The sequence below is a fragment of the Pantoea sp. Lu_F5_004 genome, from assembly GCF_051136245.1.
Taxonomy (GTDB): Bacteria; Pseudomonadota; Gammaproteobacteria; order Enterobacterales; family Enterobacteriaceae; genus Pantoea; species Pantoea agglomerans.
Map to the genome: position 1 here is coordinate 1,735,267 of NZ_CP194946.1, position 22,968 is coordinate 1,758,234.

Genomic DNA, 22,968 nt, shown 5'->3' on the forward strand with positions numbered 1-22,968 from the left:
AAACGGTTAGTGAAATCACTGTAACGCCTGTGTTAAATCCATTGTGCGCACAACGCCTTTCCGGCAGGATACCGCGCCGCTGGGAAATGAGTGACGCCCTGACGAAGAAAATCGGCCCGCTTTGCCCCGTTCCGGCAGGCGGGTAGCTGGCGATTTCTCTGGGATATCAAATAATAAGTGGAGAGACAGATGAGTGTAAGTACACCTTTGCTGGTGACCTTTTTGGTTTATATTCTTGGGATGGTATTAATCGGGTTTGTGGCTTATCGCTCAACCAAAAACTTTGATGATTATATCCTCGGTGGCCGCAGTCTGGGTAGCGTGGTTACGGCACTCTCTGCCGGTGCATCCGATATGAGCGGCTGGCTGCTGATGGGCTTACCGGGTGCGATCTTCATCTCCGGTATCTCTGAAAGCTGGATTGCGATTGGCCTGATTATTGGTGCCTGGCTCAACTGGAAAATTGTGGCAGGACGTCTGCGGGTTCAGACCGAGCATCACAACAACGCGCTGACGCTGCCGGACTTCTTCACCAGCCGTTTTGAAGATCACAGTAAAATCCTGCGCGTGATCTCCGCCATTGTCATCCTGGTGTTCTTTACCATCTATTGCGCCTCGGGCGTGGTGGCCGGTGCGCGTCTGTTTGAAAGCACCTTTGGTATGAGTTACCAGACCGCTCTGTGGGCGGGCGCAGCGGCGACCATTCTCTATACGCTGGTGGGTGGTTTCCTGGCGGTGAGCTGGACCGATACCGTTCAGGCGAGCCTGATGTTTTTTGCGCTGATTCTGACGCCGGTGTTTGTGATTATCGCGGTCGGCGGCTGGTCTGATTCGCTGGCGGTGATTGAAGCGAAGAGCCTGGAAAACCTCGACATGCTGAAGGGACTGAACTTTGTCGCGGTGATCTCCCTGCTCGGCTGGGGCCTGGGCTACTTCGGGCAGCCCCATATTCTGGCGCGCTTTATGGCGGCAGATTCGCATCGTTCAATCCGTACCGCTCGCCGTATCGGTATGACCTGGATGGTGCTCTGTCTGGCCGGTGCCGTGGCGGTGGGCTTCTTCGGTATCGCCTACTTCCAGAACAACCCGACGCTGGCGGTTGGCGTTAACGCCAATGCGGAGCGGGTCTTTATTGAGCTGGCGCGTATCCTGTTCAACCCATGGATTGCCGGTATTCTGCTGTCAGCGATCCTGGCAGCCGTGATGTCAACGCTGAGCTGTCAGCTGCTGGTCTGCTCCAGCGCCCTGACCGAAGATCTCTACAAAGGCCTCCTGCGCAAAAATGCCAGCCAGAAAGAGCTGGTATGGGTAGGGCGTCTGATGGTGCTGCTGGTGGCGCTGATTGCGATCGCGCTGGCGGCTAACCCGGAAAACCGCGTGTTGGGCCTCGTGAGCTACGCCTGGGCGGGCTTCGGTGCGGCGTTTGGTCCGGTGGTACTGTTTGGTGTCTGCTGGAAGCGGATGAACCGCAACGGTGCGCTGGCGGGCATGATCGTCGGTGCGCTGACCGTGCTGGTGTGGAAACAGTATGGCTGGCTGGGACTGTATGAAATCATCCCAGGCTTCATTTTCGCCAGCATCGCCATTGTGGTGTTCACGCTGATGGGACGTGAGCCATCAGCAGAAGCGCAGCAGCGCTTTGCCGCTGCAGAGGCGGAGTTCCAGACAAAATAAGCGAGGCGTTAATCGCCTGGCCCGTCCCGAAAGGGGCGGGCTTTTTTGTTACAAAGATAAACCACTCAAAGATGAAATTATCTCCACCGGCAACTTGTTTTTTTCTCAGCGATAATGATAATCGGTATCGTTTACACTTTACCTGATTTTACTGTTTATTGACGCTGCTTAACATTCAAGAGGTTGGCGATGTTTGTTCCTTTTCTCATCATGCTGCGCGAAGGGCTTGAAGCCGCGCTGATAGTCAGCCTGATAGCCAGCTATCTCAAACGCACCCAGCGCACCCAATGGTTTCCCGCGATGTGGGCAGGCGTGTTTATTGCCGCCGGGCTCTGTCTGGGCCTGGGTCTGTTCATCAATGCCACCACCGGTGAGTTTCCGCAGAAAGAGCAGGAGCTGTTTGAGGGCATCGTGGCGCTGATTGCGGTGGTGATCCTCACCTCAATGGTCTTCTGGATGCGCAAAGTCGCCCGCAACATCAGGGTCGAGCTTGAACAGGCGGTCGATCAGGCGCTGCAACGCTCAGGTCGTGGCGGTCTGGCGCTGGTGCTGATGGTGTTTCTTGCCGTGGCGCGCGAAGGGCTGGAGTCAGTGTTCTTCCTGCTGGCGGCGTTTACCCAGGATGTCGGTTATGCGCCGCCGATTGGCGCGGTGCTGGGTCTGGCAACCGCGGTCGTGCTGGGCATGCTGCTCTACTGGGGCGGAATCCGTCTTAACATGGCCCATTTCTTCCGCTGGACCAGCGTATTCATCCTGTTTGTCGCCGCAGGTCTGGCAGCGGGCGCTATCCGCGCCTTCCACGAAGCGGGTTTGTGGAATCGCTTTCAGGACGTCGCCTTCGATCTCAGCAATACCTTATCGACCCACTCGCTGTTCGGCACCCTGCTGGAAGGGGTGCTGGGTTATCAGGAGACCCCAAGCGTCAGTGAAGTGACCGTTTACTTCGCCTACCTGATCCCGGCGCTGATTCTGTTCTTTATGCCTGCGCGTTCTGCTGCGTCGGCCACTGTGTAATTTGACATTTAACGGGCGCATCTTACGCCTGCAACATGATAGGGAAAGAGAGATGACAATGCGTTTCCGCCGCAAGGCACTGCTGCTTCCTCTGCTGGCGATCTCCGCAACGGCGGCCGCGGCGGTTCCTCAGGTTACCGTAAGCGTCACCGACAAGCAGTGCGAGCCGATGAGCTTAACGGTCAAGGCCGGTAAGACCCAGTTCCTGATTAAAAACAACAGCCAGAAAGCGCTGGAGTGGGAGATCCTCAAAGGGGTGCTGGTGGTTGAGGAGCGTGAGAATATCGCGCCGGGCTTTAGTCAGAAACTGACCGCCAATCTGGAGGCGGGCGAATATGAGATGACCTGTGGCCTGCTGAGCAATCCAAAAGGCAAGCTTATCGTGCAGGCCGGTGAGGGCGCGGCGAAAAGTGGCACCTCAGCACGCCTGCAGCTGGAAGGCCCGATCACCGAATACAAAGCCTATGTGACCGACCAGGTGAAACAGCTGGTGAGCAACACCCAGGCCTTTACTGACGCCGTTAAAGCGGGTGATGTTGAAAAAGCCAAAGCGCTGTTTGCTCCGACCCGTCAGTATTATGAGCGCATTGAGCCGATTGCGGAGCTCTTCTCCGATCTCGACGGCAGCATTGACGCCCGTGAAGATGACTATGAGAAGAAAGCGGCCGATCCAAAGTTCACCGGTTTCCACCGTCTGGAGAAAGCGCTGTTTGCTGATAACAGCACGAAAGGCATGGCGGACTACGCTGAGCAGCTGAATAAAGATGTGAAAGATTTGCAGGTACGCATCAGCGAACTGGCCTTCCCGCCAGCCAAAGTGGTCGGCGGCGCAGCCGGTCTGATTGAAGAGGTCGCTTCCAGCAAAATTTCCGGTGAAGAAGATCGCTACAGCCGGACTGACCTGTGGGACTTCCAGGCGAACATTGATGGCGCGCAGAAAATCGTTGAGCTGCTGCGACCCATGGTAAGCAAAGCGAACCCGCAGTTGCTGGCTAAAGTTGACGCCAACTTCAAAAAAGTGGACGCAATCCTGAGTAAGTATCATACCCAAACCGGTTTTGAATCCTATGAGAAACTGACCAGCGCCGACCGTAACGCGCTGAAAGGACCGATCACCGCACTGGCGGAAGATCTTTCATTACTTCGTGGCACCCTGGGTCTGGATTAATCATGAGTCGTAAGGAAGATGACGCGCAGCCTGCGCGTCGTCGGTTACTAAAAGGGCTGGGGCTGCTGGGTGGCGCGGCAGCGCTGGGCGGCGGCTGTCCGTTCCATGCCGCCGCCGCCGACAGCTTTTCGCCGGGGACGGTTACGCCGCAGGCCCGACAGCAGATGCAGCCGTTTTATGGTCAGCATCAGGCGGGTATCACGACGCCACAGCAGGCATCGATGATGCTGGTGGCGTTTGATCTGCTCAGCAGCGATAAAGCGGAGCTGGTGCGTCTGTTCCGGTTGCTGACCCAGCGTATCGCCTTCCTGACCACGGGCGGTCCGGCACCGGTAGTTACCAATCCGCAGCTGCCGCCAATGGATTCCGGCATTCTTGGGGCAACTATCGCGCCTGATAACCTGACGATTACCGTGTCGGTCGGCAATTCACTGTTTGATGAACGCTTTGGTCTGGCGCCGCACAAACCGAAAAAATTGCAGCCGATGACACGCTTTCCCAATGATTCGCTGGATGCCAGTCAGTGTCATGGCGATCTGCTGTTGCAGCTCTGTGCCAACACTCAGGATACGGTGATTCATGCCCTGCGGGATATCATCAAGCATACGCCTGACCTGCTTGGCGTACGCTGGCGGCGTGAAGGCTTTATCTCCGATCACGCCGCGCGCAGTCAGGGGCAGGAGACCCCGATTAACCTGCTGGGTTTCAAAGATGGCACCGCCAATCCCGATACCCACAATCCTGCTCTGATGAATCAGCTGCTGTGGGTGACAGACGATCAGGACGAACCGGTCTGGGCGCGCAATGGCAGCTATCAGGCTGTACGGTTAATCCGCTTTCACGTCGAAATGTGGGATCGCACGCCGCTGGGCGAGCAACAGACTATCTTTGGTCGCGAGAAATTAAGTGGCGCGCCGCTGGGGATGCAGCATGAACGCGACGTTCCGGATTACGCCCGTGATCCGGACGGGGAAGTGATTGCGCTGGATGCGCATATACGTCTTGCCAATCCCCGCACACCAGAGACGGCAAGCAGCCTGATGCTGCGGCGCGGCTACAGTTACTCCGCGGGTATCTCTGCATCGGGACAGCTGGAGATGGGATTGCTGTTCGTCTGCTATCAGCACGATCTGGAACGCGGCTTTCTTACGGTGCAGCGGCGCCTGAACGGCGAAGCACTGGAAGAATATATCCGGCCTTTTGGCGGCGGTTACTTTTTTGTTTTGCCCGGTGTACCAGACGCCAGCCATTATTTAGGGCAGTCGTTGCTGGAGGCCTGATTAAATTTCAACCACTGTGGGCGAATCTGTTCTGGTCGCCCACGTTTTACGGTTTTCGTGCTTTGCTGGCTGAGGTTAAACTGAGTTTTAGCGGTTGTTTGATGTATATCAAATAAGCTAATTAACTGAAATTAAACGCTTTTACATTTTGCCTTAAAAGAAATGCATACAGGTGATTAGCAATTCTTTTGCCAGCAGGTAAAATTACTATTGCAAAGGCCCAACAAAATGGTGCACTTTATTAAACAGGCGTAATCGGATGTGTTGATGTATCACACTGGAGTTCGCGCATGGGTCGAGTCTTTAATGGAAAGTCACTGTCAGTAAATAAATTGCGCCTGACCGCGAGGGCAATTCTGCCTCGTTATTTCTTCCTTCCTTCAACCATCTCTTTTGTCTTATCGCATCCTGTTTTATCCGGTGTTCAGCTACGCTATTGCGCTGCTGCATACCCACTACCCTGTCCTGTCATGGCTCAAAAGGAAGCCAACTGAAACCTCTAAAGCGTTCACGTTATCGCAACGGGCCACCGGCCTGACGCAGGAAATGAAACCAACTGAAAGGTGCCACTATGGGAAGACAGAAAGCAGTGATCAAAGCGCGTCGTGAAGCAAGAAGAGTGCTTCGTAGTGACTCCAGAAGTCATCGTCAGCGTGAAGAAGAGTCGGTCACTTCGCTGGTGCATATGAGTGGACTGGATGCCATTGGCATGGCGCGCGATACGCGTGACCGGTTGCCGATTGAAGCCCGTAATGAAGCTCAGGCGCACTATCTTAACGCCATAGAGAGAAAACAGCTGATCTTCGCAACCGGTGAAGCCGGCTGCGGTAAAACCTGGATCAGTGCCGCAAAAGCGGCTGAGGCCCTGATTAATAAGGATATCGACAGGATTATCGTTACGCGCCCGGTACTGCAGGCAGATGAGGATCTGGGATTCCTTCCCGGCGATATTTCTGAGAAATTCGCGCCTTATTTCCGCCCGGTTTATGACATTCTGGTTAAACGTCTTGGCGCATCCTTTATGCAATATTGTCTGCGTCCTGAAATTGCCAAGGTAGAGATTGCACCGTTCGCCTATATGCGTGGTCGCACCTTCGAAAATGCTGTGGTAATTCTGGACGAGGCGCAGAACGTCACCGCCGCGCAGATGAAAATGTTCCTGACCCGACTGGGCGAAAACGTCACGGTCATTGTTAACGGCGATATTACCCAGTGCGACTTGCCCGCTGGGGTGCCTTCCGGTCTCGCAGACGCGCTGGCGCGTTTCGAAGAGGACGAGATGGTTGGCATTGTGCGCTTCGGCAAAGAAGATTGTGTGCGTTCTGCGCTGTGTCAGCGCACCCTGCACGCGTATAGCTAGCGTTTGATTGAGTAGAAGTGTAGCGCCCAAACCCGGCTCCGGCCGGGTTTTCTTATTGTGGGGCAGGGCTGCGCCCGTGGTCGTTCCCCGGCGGGGGTTTCTCACACCCCTCTCAGAGTGCAATATGCAAAAAAAAGAGCCTGAACAAAAGTTCAGGCTCTTCTTTGAAGATGGCGGTGAGAGAGGGGTTCGAACCCTCGATACGTTGCCGTATACACACTTTCCAGGCGTGCTCCTTCAGCCACTCGGACACCTCACCAGATTTACTTCGCTGACCGCGATGGGTCAACGGGGCGGTACTATAGGGAGTCGGTTGAAAACGGTCAAGTACTATTTTTCTCTTTTGATCTATTCGCTTAAGCTCTGAACGAATCGATTTACTGCGGCATAAAACCCGCCGTTTTACCGGCCACATCCCGCCATATTGATGAGCCCGGTCAGGTGAGTTTTATGGCAGCAAATAAACCGGGGCGGCGTTCTCAACCTTGTTACTGGTCAGACGCTGCCCCGACTGATGCCGGAATCAGCTCTTCACTCTGTTAGCGAAACTTTTCCGCAGCTTCTGCAGTTTCGGTGGAATGACCGCCATGCAGTAGCCGTTGCGCTGGCCCGCGCCTTCCCAGTAATCCTGATGATAAGCTTCAGCGGGATACCACTCTTTCAGCGGCTCAATGGTGGTCACCACCGGCACATCATGGTCAGCCTGAGCGCGGGCAATGGCGGCGCGTGCTTCCGCTTCCTGCTCTGCATTGGCCGGGAAAATGGCGGAACGATACTGGGTGCCAATATCATTACCCTGACGGTTAAGCTGGGTCGGATCATGCGTGACAAAGCTGATATCCAGCAGATCGCCAAAGCTGACTTTCTCCGGGTCGAAGCCAATGCGGATCGCTTCTGCATGACCGGTCGCACCGCTGCAGACCTGCTCATAAGTCGGATTAGGACGGGCACCACCGGTATAACCGCTTTCCACCGACTCTACGCCGATCACATCCTTAAATACCGCTTCGGTACACCAGAAACAGCCGCCAGCGATAACTGCGTATTCGATTGCCATAATAATTTACTCCTGTCAGGTCGAAAGAGGTGAATGGGGGCGCGGCAGACCGCTTTCAACTAGATCAGCATCTCCGGTTTAAAATCGCCGCTCTTATCCAGTATTTTGTCGCTCATCACGCTGAACCGGCCTTCGCCAGTGTAGTGCAGGGTAGTGGGATATTCCGGCTGCTCGGCAACATGCGCTTTAACAATCTCAAAAATAAACAGGTTGTAGTTGGCGACCATCGAATCGTCATAAAGCTGACATTCAAAGCTGGCAAAACATTCGGCAATCATCGGCGCGCCAACCACCTGAGCGGGTTCCGGCGTCAGGCCAAATGCCTCAAACTTATCAATGCTGTCGCCGTGGCTGTTGCCGATTGCCACAACTTCATCAATCAGCGAGGCAGAAGGAATGTTCAGCACGCACTGACCGCTGTTGCGGATCAGCTCATGGCTGTGGTTCATACCGGCAATCATGCAGCCGACCAGTGACGGAGAAAACTCCAGCACCGTGTGCCAGCCGAGCGTCATGATGTCATGTTGATCTCCGTACTGCGAACTGAGCAGCAGCACCGGTCCGGGTTCAAGATATTTGCGGGCTTTGCTGACCGGAAAAGCATATTTGTGCATGCGTTGGCTCATGGCGTAACTCCTGTAACGGAACGTAGCCATTAAGTGTAGAGCACCGGGCGGATGCAGCAGGGGTGTCAGCGGGCAGAAATGCGAGGTTGATGGCGGCGTGCGGCAGCGCGGACATTTTTAGCGGCAGTATCGCGAGCTTAAGGTTTCCTTAATATGCAATCGCGATACTGCCTGCTTTAACTGAGGATGATGCTATGAAAACTGCTCCTGTTGCTCTGCCTGTGACTGCTCCGCGTCCGATGAGTGAATATGCTGCACTGCTGATTGCCGCAGCCACGGTCGTTCTGTTCCTCTCCGCCTGGTTCAGCGCTTAAAACTTCACCACGGCACGACAACCGCTTCGGTCGCGGCGGTTCTCTAAGAAAAACTGAAACCGGTGTAACTGGACGATGCGGCTGACAATGCTCAGCCCGAGTCCGATACCGCCGTAGCGACTGTCCATCCGGATAAACGCTTTACTCAGCTCGCCACTTTTACTCTCATCAATTCCCGGACCCTGATCTTCCACCACCAGCATCAGCTGAGGAGTTAACACCAGCTGCACACTGATGGTGCTGTTATCCGGACTGTAGCGATGGGCGTTCTCAACCAGGTTACGCAGCAACATCTTCAGCAGCGTGGCATCACCGCGCACAAACTGCTCCTGCGGCAGATCGAGGATCAGCTTCTGTTGATGCGCCTCCAGCATGATACTCAGCTCCGACTCCATTGGCAGGATCACATCTTCAATCAGCCCCACGTTCTGATAGGTGCCAGAGGTAAAGGACTGTCCGGCGCGCGCCAGATTCAGCAACTGCGACACACTGTGCGTCATCTGATCCAGGCGCTGCACCAGCGGCTGAACTTTGACATCGCTGTTACGTTCGATTAACTCCAGATGCAGCCGCAATCCCGCCAGCGGCGTGCGCAGCTCATGTGCCACGTCGGCGGTGAACAACCGTTCACGCTCCAGACTGCTGTTCAGACGCGCGACCAGCTGGTTTATCGCCTGCGTCACCGCATCGATCTCCTGAACCTGACTGTGGCAGGCGACGGGATCAAGATTCTCTTCGCTGCGACTCTCCAGTTCACGCTGCAGCTGATAAAGCGGCCGGGTAATCCATTTCACCGCCTGATAGCAGAGCAGCAGCGTCAGGGTAATCATCACCAGACTTGGCACCGCCAGGCTGGCTACCGCTTCATGCACTTCACGCTTAACGTGACTGTCCATGTTGCGCTTCTGCAACTGCGCTTCCACCAGAAACTGAATCTGCTCTTTGCTCTCATGCCAAAGCCAGACCACGCTGATCACCTGGAAAACCAGCAGGATCAGACCGATGGTCAGGATGAGGCGAAAGCGCATACTGCGATGATCGAAACGTCTTATCATGTTGCCTCACGAACGCCATCCTGCGTCACCAGCGCATAGCCAAAACCGCGCACGGTGCGGATAGCGCTTTTGCCGATTTTGTCGCGCAGATTATGGATATGCACTTCCAGGGTATTAGTAGAAGGCTCGGTCTCCCAGTTATAGATATCCTGGTAGAGAATTTCACGGTGAACCGGATTCCCGGCCTTGAGCATCAGCCGTGACAGAATCGCAAACTCTTTAGGTGTCAGATCCAGCAGTACGTCGCTGAGCGTAATCTGGCGATGGGTCATATCCAGCGCCAGCGCACCCACTCTGACATGACTGTCGCCCTGATTGACGTGGCGGCGGATCAGCGCGCGGATCCGCGCCAGCAACTCATCCAGCGAGAACGGTTTGATCAGATAGTCGTCCGCGCCTGCGTCGAGTCCGGCAATGCGTTCGCTGATGGTGTCGCGTGCGGTCAGGATCAGCACGGGTGTCATCTTCTTCTGCCGCCGCAGTCGTATCAGAAAATGCAGTCCATCTTCATCCGGCAGGCCAAGATCCAGCACCACCAGACTATACAGGCCGCTGGCGAAATGCGCTTCAGCATCCCGCACTCGCGTAACGCCATCACAGACGTAGCCTTCACCTTCCAGCGCCAGCATCAGCCCCTGCAGCAGCAGGGCGTCATCTTCAACAATCAGTATCTTCATTAAGGTTGGCTCCGACACGACGTCAAAATATCATCCGCAGGCACATATTCGTGGGTCGCGGTGCCGGTTAATCCCAGCATGGTTGAAAACAGATTATCCTGTGAAAAATCGTCTGTCGCCGCCAGTTTATTCAGACAGCCGCGATTAACCGCATAACGTTTCTGATAATCATCGGAAAGCCAGATCAGCAACGGCACATGTTTCTGGGTGTCCGGCGCGATAGCATAGGGCAGGCCATGCAGGTAAGCACCATTTTCACCCAGCGATTCGCCGTGGTCAGACAGATAGACCAGGCTGGTGGTGAAGTGGTCCTGATGCGCACGCAGTACGTTAATGGCTTTATCGACGATGTGATCCACATTGACCAGCGTGTTGTCATAGGTGTTGATCAACTGTTGTTGCGAACAGTCCTGGATCTGGTTGGTGTCGCAGGTCGGTTCAAACTGACGAAACTGTGGCGGATAGCGATGGCTGTAAGTCGGGCCATGACTGCCAATGGTGTGCAACACAATCACCGCGTTGCCTTTTAACTGGCTGATGTAATCATCCAGACCGTGGAACAGCACGTCGTCGTAACACTCACCATCAATACACATGCCGGGCAGGTTCAGGCTGGTCATGTCCTGATGCGGAACGCGATCGCAGGCCCCTTTACAGCCCCCATCGTTCTCATTCCACAACACGCTGATCCCGGCGCGCTGAATAATATCCAGCAATCCCTCCTGATGGGCAGCCAGCACATCATCATAGTGGGCGCGCGGCATGTTGGAGAACATGCAGGGCACGGAGACCGCCGTCGCCGTTCCGCATGAGGTGGTGTGCGGGAAATAGATCACATTATCTTTCGCCAGTAAGGGGTTGGTCAGGCGACCGTAACCGCCCAGCGAGAAATTTTGCGCGCGTGAGGTTTCGCCCAGCACCAGAATCGTCAGATTTGGCTTGCCACTGCTGCGGCTGGGCTGCAGGTGCGCATCTTCACCGATACGAATCAGCGGCGCGTTCTGTAACTGCTCATGCTTATACCAGGAGAGCGTCGCCGCGATGCTGTTAGAGGGGCTCAGCGCTTTTACCAGTTCGCGGTTGTTACGGAACAGCGAAGCGTAATCTTTATAGAAGAGCAGGGCGATCAGCACAATCAGCGCTGCTGACAGCAATACGCTGAGCAGTCGCGCCAGCACGCCGCGCCACTGCTGCTTTTTAATTCGCGGCCAGAACAGCAGCAATGCCATCAGTACGCCGGAAGTGAGCAGGGTTACGAGCAACTGTGGCGTAATCAGCGCAAAGGATTCCGAGGCGGTGGTATCCATCATGTTAGTGATCATTGAGCGATCGACCACGATGTTATAGGTGTGAATAAAGAACTGTGCCGAGGCGGAGAGCAGAATAAACAGCGCGGCCAGCAGCCGATCCAGCCAGATAAACGAGGCCAGCGTAATCACGATATTGATCACGCTAAAGGCGACCAGCGGCATCGATAAAAAGACCAGCGTGGTGTGCAGGTCGTTCAGTGGCATCACTGCCAGCACCTGACGGTAATAGGCAACGTTAAGGAAAACCGCGATGTAAATCGCAGCCAGAATCAGCAACGTAAGGCGGCTAATCAGCGGCCTCTTCAGGTTAAACGCCATGTGAGCAGGAACCAGAGTAATAAAAGTGTCACGAGAATGCGCTTTCAATATTAGGAATACCTTAAGAAGCTTAAGCTTTGGGGAGTGCCGACTCTGCCGGGTGCAATACGTGTGTGACTCCAGTCAGCAGTGGATCGCGTCCGGCCCGATCATCGGAAGCGCAGCAGAATGGGATGGTGCTTTTATGCTGACTTAACCGCAGCGGCTGGCATGAAACCTGCATCTTTCTGGCATAACCCCTGTTAATGACTACACTTACTGTGAAGATGTTCTCAGTTAGCCAGTATTGTCAGCAATGCGCTTGCAAGTTTGAGGAGAGTGACCTATCCAGTTACCGCGTTTTATCCCTCAATCACCGCTTTATCAGAATTTCCCGCTTGCTGACCTGACTGCGTCAGGACATTCTTGTTTTAACTCAATGTTTTATTAAAATTCGATTTTCAGGAGAAGTAACGTGACCCAAGCGGCAGACACCCATGCCAGGTACCCGACATTAAGCAGCGGGCAGTACGCCTTCTTTTTTGATGTCGACGGCACGCTGGCAGCGATTCAGTCCCGTCCCGAAGCGGTATTTATTCCTGAGCAGGTCATCGCGCAACTGCAGCAGCTCTCTGCACTCTCGCAGGGCGCGCTGGCGCTGGTCTCCGGCAGACCCATAGAACAACTCGATGCGCTGGCCGCTCCCTGGTACGGTCCGGCTGCGGGCGTACATGGTGCAGAGCGCCGTGATGCAGAGGGTAATCTGCAACGCATCAGCCTGCCGGTCGAGGTGGAGCAATCGCTCAGGACGGAGTTGCAGGATGCCATGGCATCCTGGCCGGGCACCCAGCTGGAGGTAAAAGGCATGGCTTTCGCACTTCACTATCGCCAGGCGATGCAGCATGAGCAGGATGTGATGCGACTGGCTGAACAGTCAGTGAAACGTTTTCCCGGACTGGCGCTTCAGCCGGGGAAATGTGTGGTTGAGATTAAACCGGCAGGTATCGATAAAGGCGCCGCGATTAGCGACTTTATGGAGCAGCCCCCTTTTGCCGGACGTACGCCGGTCTTTATTGGCGACGATCTGACGGATGAGAAGGGCTTTCTGGCCGTGAACGCACGGCAGGGCGTCTCGATCAAAGTCGGAGAAGGTTCCACCCAGGCCCAGTATCGGCTTCATGATGTCGATGCGGTTTACGGCTGGCTGGAAAGAACATTATTACTATCAGATCAAGACAACGTCGGTAAGGAGTTTAGGTTATGAGTCGTTTAGTGGTTGTATCTAACCGTGTCGCCATGCCCGATGGGTCAAAAACCAGCGCTGGCGGTTTGGCCGTCGGTATTCTCGATGCACTGAAAAGCACCGGTGGACTGTGGTTTGGCTGGAACGGTGAAATCAGCGAGTACACAGGCGAAGAGGTAGAAGATGTCACGGTTCAGGAACATGAAGGTATTGAGTATGCCTCGTTCCCGCTGAGCCAGAACGATTACGATCTCTACTATTGCCAGTTCTCAAACACTGTCATCTGGCCCGCATTCCATTATCGCCTTGACCTGGTACAGTTCCAGCGGGAAGCGTGGGAAGGGTATTGCGACGTTAACGATGCGGTGGCACAGCGTTTAAAACCGCTGATTAAGCCGGATGATATTGTCTGGATCCACGATTATCACTTTTTACCGTTTGCAGCCGCGCTGCGTCGGGCGGGCATTAATAACCGCATCGGCTTCTTCCTGCATATTCCCTTCCCGACGCCTGAAATATTTAATGCGCTGCCGCCGCACAAAGAGTTGCTGGAAATGCTGTGTGAATATGACCTGCTGGGTTTCCAGACCGAATCGGATCGGGTGGCCTTCCTCGACAGCGTCAGCCAGCTCACGCAGCTGCAGAATAAGGGCGACAAAAAACATCGCGCCTTTGGCAACACCTTTATGACTGAGGTTTATCCTATCGGGATTGAGCCAGACAGTATTAAAGAGATGGCCGAAGGGCCGCTGCCACCGAAAATGGCCGCTATGAAGAAAGAGCTGGGCGATGCACGCAATATTATTGCCTGTGAACGTCTCGACTATTCCAAAGGTCTGCCTGAGCGTTTTCTTGCCTATGAAGCGCTGCTGGAGAACTTCCCGCAGCATCGCGGCAAAATCCGCTACTCGCAGATTGCACCGACCTCGCGCGGCGATGTGCAGGCGTATCAGGATATCCGTCATCAGCTGGAGACCGAAGCAGGGCGCATCAACGGTAAATACGGTACGCTGGGCTGGACCCCGCTCTACTACCTTAACCAGCATTTTGACCGTCGCCTGCTGATGAAAATTTTCCGCCTGACCGATGTCGGTCTGGTCACGCCGCTGCGTGATGGTATGAACCTGGTGGCGAAAGAGTATGTGGCTGCGCAGGACCCGGATGATCCTGGTGTACTGGTGCTGTCGCGCTTTGCGGGTGCGGCCAACGAGCTCACCTCCGCGCTGATTGTGAACCCGTATGACCGTGATGAAGTGGCCGCCGCGCTGGATAAGGCGATTACTATGCCGCGTACCGAAAGGATTTCACGCTACAACGACATGATGGCGGTATTGCGTAAAAATGATATTACCGCCTGGCGTGAAGGCTTCCTGAAAGACCTGGAACGCATTGAACCGCGCAGCGTTGACCACAACACGGTTAACAAGGTCGCGACCTTCCCAAAACTCGCCTGATATCTGTTCTGACTCAGGTTATGAAAGCAGCGGCGCCTTTACGGCGTCGCTGCTTTTTTCGGCCCAGCTCACAGAAAACTCGCCCGCTATCTGTTAATGACCCTTTGCTACGATTCTACGCTGATGACGTCAGTGGCTGCCCGGAGTGGCCCGATAAATGCAGGGAAGCCCGAAAACCCCGTCAAATCAGCCTCTGCCGCTTTCTTTACCTTCTTTACTCAAGTTTCTCTTCAGGCTGCCGATAGTAATAGTGCCAACGTATAACTCCTCGTTAATTCATTCGACTTTCTTATATAACCCCTTGTTACATTGGGTATCAGAGTCTGTACACCCCGCCAACACTGTTAACGCCAGGTTGTCAGAAATCTTCCCAGCTGCCGTATAAACCTTAACGGTTTCATTACTCACCCTCTGCGATACTCCCCTTAAGTAACTAATTTCACAGCAAATACCCGTACCGTTCGGCAGCATAATATGCTGATAACCTTTCTTTGGGTGGTTCTAAATAGGGTGTTAAAACGATTAACACCCGATATTCATTCCGGACCGCGCAAAGCGTCGAATAGAGATGCTTTTACCCCCTATTAAACCTTTCTCAGGACCAATTGGACTTAAAATCGGGCTTTTTTGCTCAAAAAATGACCAGTCGGTAAGTAACGGTAAAGGGTTGCTGAAGAAATTTGCGTTAAAAGTGTGATCTGCGTCACACTTTATCTAAAATTTCACATTACTGTCGTTGTATGTGGAAATCAGACGATATAGATTTGCGTTGTTTTCGGAATAGTCCTAAAAAATGTAAGAAGACGTCACGGAAGATGTCCAGAACTCGAAAATAAAATGGCATGGATTTTCGACCTTCGGTGGGTCTGAAACCCACACAAAAATGGAAGGCGAAAACGGTGACATTAAAGTTACATGAACTTTTTTTTGCCATCTTTTGATTTAACAAACAGCAGCTCGAACCGCAGATTTATTCTGCGATACAGTTACGTCGCATCTCTCAGGATGGAAAAATAATGGGCACCTCTGAAGTACTGAAACATATTTACGATCTCAACTTGTCTTATTTACTGCTTGCGCAGCGTTTAATTAACCAGGATAAAGCTTCTGCAATGTTTCGCCTCGGAATTGACGATAAAATGGCGAACGCATTATCTGAATTAACATTGCCTGAGATGGTAAAAATGGCGGAAACCAATCAACTGGTTTGCCAGTTTCGTTTTACCGATAGCAGCACCATTAATCGCCTGACGCAGGAATCACGCGTGGATGATTTACAACAAATCCACACCGGCATTTTATTATCGAGCCGTTTACTGCGTAATGCGTCTAAAGATGATGCACCTGCTAAAAAGAGAGCAATGTCATGAGTGAGAAAAGTATTGTTCAGGAAGCACGTGATATTCATCTCGCGATGGAGCTCATCACATTAGGTGCCCGCTTACAGATGCTTGAGAGCGAAACCCAACTGAGCCGCGGTCGTCTGATCAAGCTCTATAAAGAATTACGTGGCAGTCCGCCACCGAAAGGCATGCTGCCGTTCTCTACGGACTGGTTTATGACGTGGGAGCAGAACATTCATGCTTCTATGTTCTGTAACGCCTGGAAGTTTTTACTGAAAACCGGGTTGTGCAGCGGCGTCGATGCCGTGATTAAAGCTTACCGCCTGTATCTTGAACAGTGTCCTCAATCGGACGAGGGCCCGCTGTTGGCGCTGACTCGTGCCTGGACCCTGGTCCGATTCGTTGATAGCGGTATGCTGGAACTGGCAGATTGTAAAAGCTGCAACGGCAGCTTTATTAATCATGCGCATCAGCCGGTTGGCAGCTTTACCTGCAGCCTGTGCCAGCCACCATCACGGGCAGTAAAAAGACGTAAACTTTCTGCAGAACCTGCCGATATGTTTCCACAACTGCTGGATGAACAGGTTAAACACGCCGTTTAAGTTTGTTCGCACTGTGGAAGCCATCCAGCAGCGGTTAATACCGCTGCTTTTTTTTGCTTGCGGTTCAGGAATAACATCTGCGGCTCTCAGGCTTAACTTCCACCAACACGTTACGGACGTAAGGATTTTTTTGTGCTGATAATTATAGGTTACCTGATTGTTTTAGGCTCCGTGTTGGGCGGATATGCGCTGGTAGGTGGCCATCTGGGCGCGCTTTATCAGCCAGCCGAATTATTAATGATCGGCGGTGCCGGTGCCGGTGCTTTTTTAGTCGGCAACAACGGTAAATCGATTAAAAAAACGCTTAAGGCGCTGCCTAAGTTATTTCGCGGCTCCAAATACAATAAAGCCATTTACATGGATTTAATGGCGCTGCTTTATCGCCTGATGGCGAAGTCGCGTCAGCAGGGCATGTTATCGCTGGAAAGCGATATTGAAGATCCGAGCCAGAGTGAAATTTTTGCTAATTATCCCCGCATTCTTGCCGATAAACAGTTAGTGGATTTTATTACTGACTATTTGCGCCTGATGGTGAGCGGCAACATGAACGCCTTTGAAATCGAAGCGTTGATGGATGAAGAGATTGAGACCTACGAACACGAATGTGACGTACCAGCGCAAAGTATTGCTGCAGTGGGTGATGGTCTTCCGGCATTCGGTATCGTCGCCGCGGTAATGGGCGTGGTCCATGCACTGGCTTCGGCCGATCGTCCGGCCGCTGAACTCGGTGCGCTGGTCGCACATGCGATGGTGGGCACCTTCCTGGGCATCTTGCTGGCGTACGGGTTTGTCTCTCCACTATCGTCGGTACTGCGTCAGAAGTGTGCGGAAACCACCAAGATGATGCAGTGCATTAAGGTGACATTGCTGTCGAGCCTGAATGGTTACGCGCCGCAGATTGCGGTGGAATTTGGTCGTAAGACGCTCTATTCCGCCGAGCGTCCGTCGTTCAGCGAACTGGAAGAGCACGTACGTAACGCCAAGAACCCGGCTAAACAGACTTCAGACGAGGCTTCATGAAACACGGCAATCGCCCAATTGTGCTGATCAAAAAGCGCAAACATAAAGGCCATGAAGGCAGCCACGGATCGTGGAAGATTGCCTACGCCGACTTTATGACGGCGATGATGGCCTTTTTTATGGTGATGTGGCTGCTCTCAATCGCCAACCCGCAGGAGCTGGTGCAGATAGCAGACTACTTCAAAACACCGCTGAAGGTAGCAATTACCGGCGGGGCGCGCAGCAGCGACAGCGAGAGCCCGATCCCCGGCGGCGGTGATGATCCAACGAAAAAAATTGGCGAAGTCAATAAAGTCGTCGATATGGATGCCCAGAAACGCAAGCTGGATGAGATTCGCCTTAACCGTTTGCGTGAAAAGCTCGACCAGCTGATTGAAGCGGATCCGCGCCTGAAAGCGCTGCGCCCGCATCTGATCATCAACATGGTGGAAGAGGGGCTGCGTATTCAGATTATCGACAGCCAGAATCGCCCGATGTTTAAGACCGGTCGGGCCGAGGTCGAGCCCTATATGCGCGATATTCTGCGTGCAATAGCGCCAATCCTTAACGACATTCCGAACCGCATGAGCCTGGCCGGACATACCGATGATTTTCAGTATGCCAGCGGTGAAAAAGGCTACAGCAACTGGGAACTGTCGACAGACCGTGCTAACGCCTCACGCCGTGAACTGGTGATGGGCGGCTTAGACAGCGGCAAAATTTTACGGGTGTTAGGTATGGCCGACACCATGCGCCTGAAAAATCGTGGCGGTAATGACGCCGTTAACCGTCGCATCAGCCTGCTGGTGTTGAACCACGATACCGAAGCGGCAATAGAAAAAGAGAACGCAGAAAGTGATGCCGTCCAGATCAGCGATCCGGCGGCCATTGAACAGATTACCGCACCTGCAACACCAGGCGGCGCGGTGAATACAGCAGCCCCCTCACAGCCGAGGTGATTCCCGTGAGTATGGACATCAGCGATTTTTACCAGACGTTTTTTGATGAAGCCGATGAGCTATTAGCGGATATGGAACAACACCTGTTGGGTTTAGACCCGCAGGAGCCAGATTCGGAACAGCTTAACGCCATCTTCCGTGCCGCTCACTCCATTAAGGGTGGGGCCGGAACCTTTGGTTTTACGGTATTACAGGAAACGACTCATATCCTGGAAAACATTCTGGATGGTGCTCGTCGCGGCGAGATGCAGCTCAGCACCGACATCATCAACCTGTTTTTGGAAACCAAAGATATTATGCAGGAACAGCTCGATGCTTATAAAACCGCGCAGGAGCCTAACGCGGAAAGCTTCAAATATATCTGTGAAGCGCTGCGCCAGCTGGCGCTAGAGGCCAAAGGTCTGCCGGTTGATGTTCCGGCCAGTGTTGCCACTGCCAGCGCAGAATCGGCCAGCACCAGCGGCCTGCGTGTACAGCTGATCGATCTCAAAGAGAAAGAGGTCGATCTGATGCTGGAAGAGATGAGTAATCTCGGTACCCTGACCAACGTGGAGAAAGGCAGCACCACGCTGGATGTCTGCATTGATGGCGTCGGTAAAGATGACATCGTGGCGGTGCTGTGCTTCGTCATCGACGAAGCACAGATCCGCTTCCCGGCAGTTGACGAAGCCGTTGCCGCGCCAGCTGCTGTTGCAGCCGAGGCCGCACCGGTGGTGGAAGAAGTTCACACCGCCACCGTCACCGAACTGCCGGTGGCCGCAGTGAAGCGTGAAAGTAAGCGCGTCGCGGCACCGGCCAAATCGAGCGAATCCACCAGCATCCGTGTTGCGGTGGAGAAAGTCGATCAGCTGATCAACCTGGTGGGCGAACTGGTCATTACCCAGTCAATGCTCGCACAGCGTTCCGGCGAACTCGATCCGGTCGCGCACGGCGACCTGCTGAACAGCATGGGTCAGCTGGAGCGTAACGCCCGCGATCTGCAGGAATCGGTGATGTCGATTCGTATGATGCCAATGGAATATGTCTTCAGCCGCTTCCCGCGTCTGGTGCGTGACCTGGCCAGCAAACTCGGCAAAGAGGTCGAACTGACGCTGCTGGGCAGCTCAACCGAACTCGATAAGAGCCTGATTGAGCGCATCATCGATCCCTTAACGCACCTGGTGCGAAACAGCCTTGACCACGGTATCGAAACGCCAGAGAAACGTCTGGTGGCCGGTAAAGTGGCAACCGGTAACCTGACGCTTTCAGCGGAACATCAGGGCGGCAACATCTGCATCGAAGTGTCTGATGATGGTGCCGGTCTGAACCGTGAACGTATTCTGGCTAAAGCCCTCTCATCGGGCCTGCCGGTTCACGAGAACATGAGCGACGAAGAGGTCGGCATGCTGATCTTCGCACCGGGCTTCTCCACTGCAGAGCAGGTGACGGATGTTTCAGGACGCGGCGTCGGTATGGACGTGGTGAAACGAAATATTCAGGAGATGGGCGGTCACGTTGAAATCGCCTCTAAGCAGGGCAAAGGCACCACCATTCGTATCCTGCTGCCGCTGACCCTGGCCATCCTTGATGGGATGTCCGTTCGTGTGGCCGATGAAGTCTTTATTCTGCCGCTGAATGCGGTGATGGAGTCGCTGCAACCGCGCGCCGAAGAGCTGAAACCGCTGGCCGGTGGCGAGTGCGTGCTGGAAGTGCGTGGCGAATATCTGCCACTGGTCGAGCTGTGGAACGTCTTTGATGTGCAGGGTGCCAAAACCGAGGCCACTCAGGGCATCGTGGTGATCCTGCAAAGCGCGGGCAAACGTTACGCGCTACTGGTCGATCAGCTGATTGGCCAGCATCAGGTGGTGGTGAAGAACCTGGAAAGTAACTATCGCAAAGTGCCGGGCATCTCTGCCGCCACCATTCTTGGCGATGGTAGCGTGGCGCTGATTGTTGATGTTTCAGCACTGCAATCACTTAACCGTGAAAAACGTGTGGCTGGCGCTGCCGCCTGATTGATAACGAAAGGGTAAATAACATGAATGGAATGGCAACCGTGACAAAAATCGCTGGCGAAACCGTGGGTCAGGAGTTTCTGGTCTTCACGCTGGGTGACGAAGAGTACGGCATCGATATCCTCAAAGTTCAGGAAATTCGCGGTTACGATCAGGTAACGCGTATCGCAAATACCCCTGAATTTATTCGCGGCGTCACTAACCTGCGCGGCGTTATCGTGCCGATTATCGATCTGCGCGTGAAGTTTGCGCAGCCCGATGTTGAGTACAATGAAAACACCGTGGTTATCGTGCTGAATCTGGAAAATCGCGTGGTCGGTATCGTGGTTGACGGCGTCTCTGATGTGCTGTCGCTGACCCAGGATCAGATCCGTCCTTCACCAGAGTTCGCTGTGACCATGTCCACCGAGTACCTGACCGGTCTGGGTGCGCTGGGCGATCGCATGCTGATTCTGGTCGACATTGAGAAGCTGCTGAGCAGCGACGAGATGGCGCTGGTGGATAACCTGCGTAGCGCGTAATTGAATCATCACGGGCCGGTTATGGCTGGCCCGTGATAGTTTCACTGAGCGATAATTCCTTTCTATTCATAGAATAAAGCCGCATTGCACTCTAATTTCCCGCTGTCACCTGCCGATAATCCCTCAGTCACTTTAATTACCTACTTTCTTCAGGGTTACTCATGTTAACGAAAATCCGTGTTGTCACCAGCCTGTTACTGGTATTGCTGGTGTTTGGGCTGTTACAGGCCTTCTCCGGTTCTGTTTTCTACTCCGCATTAAGCCACGATAAGCAAAGCTTTGCCGTGTCGCAGCTGGCGATGCAAAATACACAGGCGCTCAACGACGCCTATATGAGTCTTAACCAGAGCCGGGTGCTGCTGACCCGTATTCAGCTGCGTTTCGCCACCAGTAAGCTGGAAGGCAAAACGGCCGATGTCGCCACGCTGTTTGACGACAGCAAAAACTTCCAGCAGGCGGCCGCCGGTTTTTTCAAAGTCTTTAAAGAGACACCCGATACGCCGGGACAGAATCGTGAGTTAAACAACCAGCTGGAGCAGCGCTACAGCGACTATGGCGCTGCGCTGGATCAGTTGCAGACCGCGCTACAGGTAAACGATCTGATTGCGGCCGGTAAAGCCCCGGTGGCGCCAAGCCAGAGTGCGTTTCTGACGCTTTACCGGGAGTGGCGTGCCGATCAGAATCGCCTGACTACGCTTGGTGTTGAAGAGAACAGTTCTGCTTACAGCCGTATGATGTGGATCCTCTCCACCATCATGGCCGTCGTAGTCGCCGTGATCGTGCTCTGCTGGTTTGGCCTGCGCAAAATTGTGATGACACCCCTCAACAGCAGCATTAATCACATCCAGCATATCGCCCAGGGCGATTTAACCCAGCCGATCGTGGTGGAAGGGCGCAACGAGATGACTCAGCTCGCGGCCAGTCTGCATGACATGCAGCAGTCGCTGGTGCGCACGGTGACCAATGTGCGTGACGGATCGGATGCGATTTTCACCGGTGCCAGCGAGATCTCTGCCGGAAACAATGATCTTTCTGCCCGCACAGAACAGCAGGCGGCGTCACTGGAGCAGACGGCGGCCAGCATGGAGCAGCTCACTGCCACGGTGAAACAGAACGCCGAAAACGCCCGTCAGGCGTCACAGCTGGCACTCAGCGCCTCAGAAACCGCAGAAAAAGGCGGCAATGTGGTGGCGGGTGTCGTGAAAACCATGAGCGAAATCGCCGGCAGCTCGAAGAAGATTGCCGATATCACCAGCGTGATTGATGGCATTGCTTTCCAGACTAATATTCTGGCGCTTAACGCCGCCGTTGAAGCGGCGCGTGCCGGCGAGCAGGGTCGCGGTTTTGCCGTGGTCGCGGGCGAGGTGCGTAATCTGGCACAGCGCAGCGCCCAGGCGGCAAAAGAGATCAAAGGGTTGATCGATGATTCAGTGAACCGGGTCAATGTTGGTTCGCAACTGGTCGGTACCGCCGGGGAAACCATGAGCGATATCGTCAGTGCGGTCACGCGCGTCACTGACATCATGGGCGAAATTGCCTCGGCGTCGGACGAGCAGAGTCGCGGAATCGATCAGGTCGGGCAGGCGGTCACCGAGATGGATCGCGTTACCCAGCAGAACGCCTCGCTGGTGGAAGAGTCCGCTGCGGCAGCCGCCTCGCTGGAAGATCAGGCCAGCCGGTTAAGTCAGTCAGTATCGGTCTTTAAAATTCAACGCGGCACGTTGCAGCAGACGCTGACAAAGCATCTGCCGATTGCCGCACCCGCCACGGCGGCGCTGGCACCACGCAAAGCCCTGACGGCGCCGGTCAGTGATACTCACTGGGAAACCTTCTGATGTCACGCTGCGCATCCTGCGGGATGCGCAGCAACCCCTCGCGATTCCTCTGCGTAAAGCCAAACTCAGCAGCTCATGCTGATAAAAATAATTACAAAAGCCACTTCTCTCCTGAAAGCGCTGAATAGCGTTAATTAATCCTGTTACATCGCCGATATAGCCGCTGCACCTAAATTAACCTGCAGG

At 54.1% G+C, this 22,968-nt stretch carries 19 protein-coding genes and 1 tRNA gene; 14 read left to right on the forward strand and 6 right to left on the reverse strand.

Features of this window, described 5'->3' with window-relative positions:
- Window positions 1–189 precede the first annotated feature (189 nt).
- From putP to phoH, 5 genes are all read left to right on the forward strand, one after another.
- On the forward strand, window positions 190–1,674 hold the full coding sequence (putP, locus tag ACR8BN_RS07980; RefSeq protein ID WP_039391146.1) for a sodium/proline symporter PutP: 1,485 nt from the start codon (window positions 190–192) through the stop codon (window positions 1,672–1,674).
- Between the two features lie 189 nt (window positions 1,675–1,863).
- Window positions 1,864–2,688, forward strand: coding sequence for an iron uptake transporter permease EfeU (efeU, locus tag ACR8BN_RS07985; protein ID WP_031593440.1), 825 nt, complete (start codon window positions 1,864–1,866; stop codon window positions 2,686–2,688).
- A 52-nt stretch (window positions 2,689–2,740) separates the two neighbouring features.
- On the forward strand, window positions 2,741–3,856 hold the full coding sequence (gene efeO / locus ACR8BN_RS07990; RefSeq protein ID WP_143789069.1) for an iron uptake system protein EfeO: 1,116 nt from the start codon (window positions 2,741–2,743) through the stop codon (window positions 3,854–3,856).
- Between the two features lie 2 nt (window positions 3,857–3,858).
- Window positions 3,859–5,136, forward strand: coding sequence for an iron uptake transporter deferrochelatase/peroxidase subunit (efeB, locus tag ACR8BN_RS07995; RefSeq protein ID WP_086906028.1), 1,278 nt, complete (start codon window positions 3,859–3,861; stop codon window positions 5,134–5,136).
- Window positions 5,137–5,707: 571 nt separating this feature from the next.
- Window positions 5,708–6,496, forward strand: a complete 789-nt coding sequence (gene phoH, locus ACR8BN_RS08000) for a phosphate starvation-inducible protein PhoH (protein WP_010258505.1) — start codon at window positions 5,708–5,710, stop codon at window positions 6,494–6,496.
- 171 nt (window positions 6,497–6,667) lie between these two features.
- Here phoH and ACR8BN_RS08005 read toward each other — a convergent pair.
- From ACR8BN_RS08005 to eptA, 6 genes are all read right to left on the reverse strand, one after another.
- A tRNA-Ser gene (locus ACR8BN_RS08005) sits at window positions 6,668–6,755 on the reverse strand.
- Between the two features lie 264 nt (window positions 6,756–7,019).
- Entirely contained in the window at window positions 7,020–7,553 is a 534-nt protein-coding gene (gene msrA, locus ACR8BN_RS08010) for a peptide-methionine (S)-S-oxide reductase MsrA (protein WP_031594591.1), read from the reverse strand.
- Window positions 7,554–7,612: 59 nt separating this feature from the next.
- Window positions 7,613–8,179, reverse strand: a complete 567-nt coding sequence (locus tag ACR8BN_RS08015; protein WP_031594590.1) for a flavin reductase family protein — start codon at window positions 8,177–8,179, stop codon at window positions 7,613–7,615.
- A gap of 310 nt (window positions 8,180–8,489) precedes the next feature.
- A complete protein-coding gene (pmrB, locus tag ACR8BN_RS08020) occupies window positions 8,490–9,548 on the reverse strand; it encodes a two-component system sensor histidine kinase PmrB (RefSeq protein ID WP_143789067.1) in 1,059 nt (352 codons plus the stop codon).
- Window positions 9,545–10,225, reverse strand: a complete 681-nt coding sequence (gene pmrA, locus ACR8BN_RS08025; RefSeq protein ID WP_010670822.1) for a two-component system response regulator PmrA — start codon at window positions 10,223–10,225, stop codon at window positions 9,545–9,547. Before pmrA ends, pmrB begins: the two co-directional genes overlap by 4 nt.
- Window positions 10,225–11,853, reverse strand: coding sequence for a phosphoethanolamine transferase EptA (gene eptA, locus ACR8BN_RS08030; RefSeq protein ID WP_182686013.1), 1,629 nt, complete (start codon window positions 11,851–11,853; stop codon window positions 10,225–10,227). The genes pmrA and eptA overlap by 1 nt, the downstream gene beginning before the upstream one ends.
- A gap of 454 nt (window positions 11,854–12,307) precedes the next feature.
- Between eptA and otsB the strand changes: the two genes are divergently transcribed.
- The 9 genes from otsB (at window position 12,308) to ACR8BN_RS08075 (ending at window position 22,782) form a co-directional block, all read left to right on the forward strand.
- A complete protein-coding gene (otsB, locus tag ACR8BN_RS08035; protein ID WP_434747499.1) occupies window positions 12,308–13,096 on the forward strand; it encodes a trehalose-phosphatase in 789 nt (262 codons plus the stop codon).
- Window positions 13,093–14,529 (forward strand): alpha,alpha-trehalose-phosphate synthase, encoded by a 1,437-nt coding sequence (gene otsA / locus ACR8BN_RS08040; protein ID WP_039391132.1) that lies wholly within the window; start codon window positions 13,093–13,095, stop codon window positions 14,527–14,529. The genes otsB and otsA overlap by 4 nt, the downstream gene beginning before the upstream one ends.
- Window positions 14,530–15,545: 1,016 nt before the next feature.
- Window positions 15,546–15,899, forward strand: coding sequence for a flagellar transcriptional regulator FlhD (gene flhD, locus ACR8BN_RS08045; RefSeq protein ID WP_434747500.1), 354 nt, complete (start codon window positions 15,546–15,548; stop codon window positions 15,897–15,899).
- A complete protein-coding gene (gene flhC, locus ACR8BN_RS08050) occupies window positions 15,896–16,474 on the forward strand; it encodes a flagellar transcriptional regulator FlhC (protein WP_010258532.1) in 579 nt (192 codons plus the stop codon). The genes flhD and flhC overlap by 4 nt, the downstream gene beginning before the upstream one ends.
- Window positions 16,475–16,606: 132 nt before the next feature.
- Window positions 16,607–17,494: a flagellar motor stator protein MotA gene (gene motA / locus ACR8BN_RS08055; protein ID WP_031591454.1), complete on the forward strand. Its 888-nt coding sequence runs from the start codon at window positions 16,607–16,609 to the stop codon at window positions 17,492–17,494.
- On the forward strand, window positions 17,491–18,432 hold the full coding sequence (gene motB, locus ACR8BN_RS08060) for a flagellar motor protein MotB (protein ID WP_434747501.1): 942 nt from the start codon (window positions 17,491–17,493) through the stop codon (window positions 18,430–18,432). Before motA ends, motB begins: the two co-directional genes overlap by 4 nt.
- Before the next feature lie 11 nt (window positions 18,433–18,443).
- Window positions 18,444–20,426, forward strand: a complete 1,983-nt coding sequence (cheA, locus tag ACR8BN_RS08065) for a chemotaxis protein CheA (protein WP_434747578.1) — start codon at window positions 18,444–18,446, stop codon at window positions 20,424–20,426.
- A gap of 23 nt (window positions 20,427–20,449) precedes the next feature.
- Entirely contained in the window at window positions 20,450–20,947 is a 498-nt protein-coding gene (cheW, locus tag ACR8BN_RS08070; protein WP_010258541.1) for a chemotaxis protein CheW, read from the forward strand.
- Window positions 20,948–21,108: 161 nt separating this feature from the next.
- Window positions 21,109–22,782: a methyl-accepting chemotaxis protein gene (locus tag ACR8BN_RS08075; RefSeq protein WP_434747502.1), complete on the forward strand. Its 1,674-nt coding sequence runs from the start codon at window positions 21,109–21,111 to the stop codon at window positions 22,780–22,782.
- Window positions 22,783–22,968 lie beyond the last annotated feature (186 nt).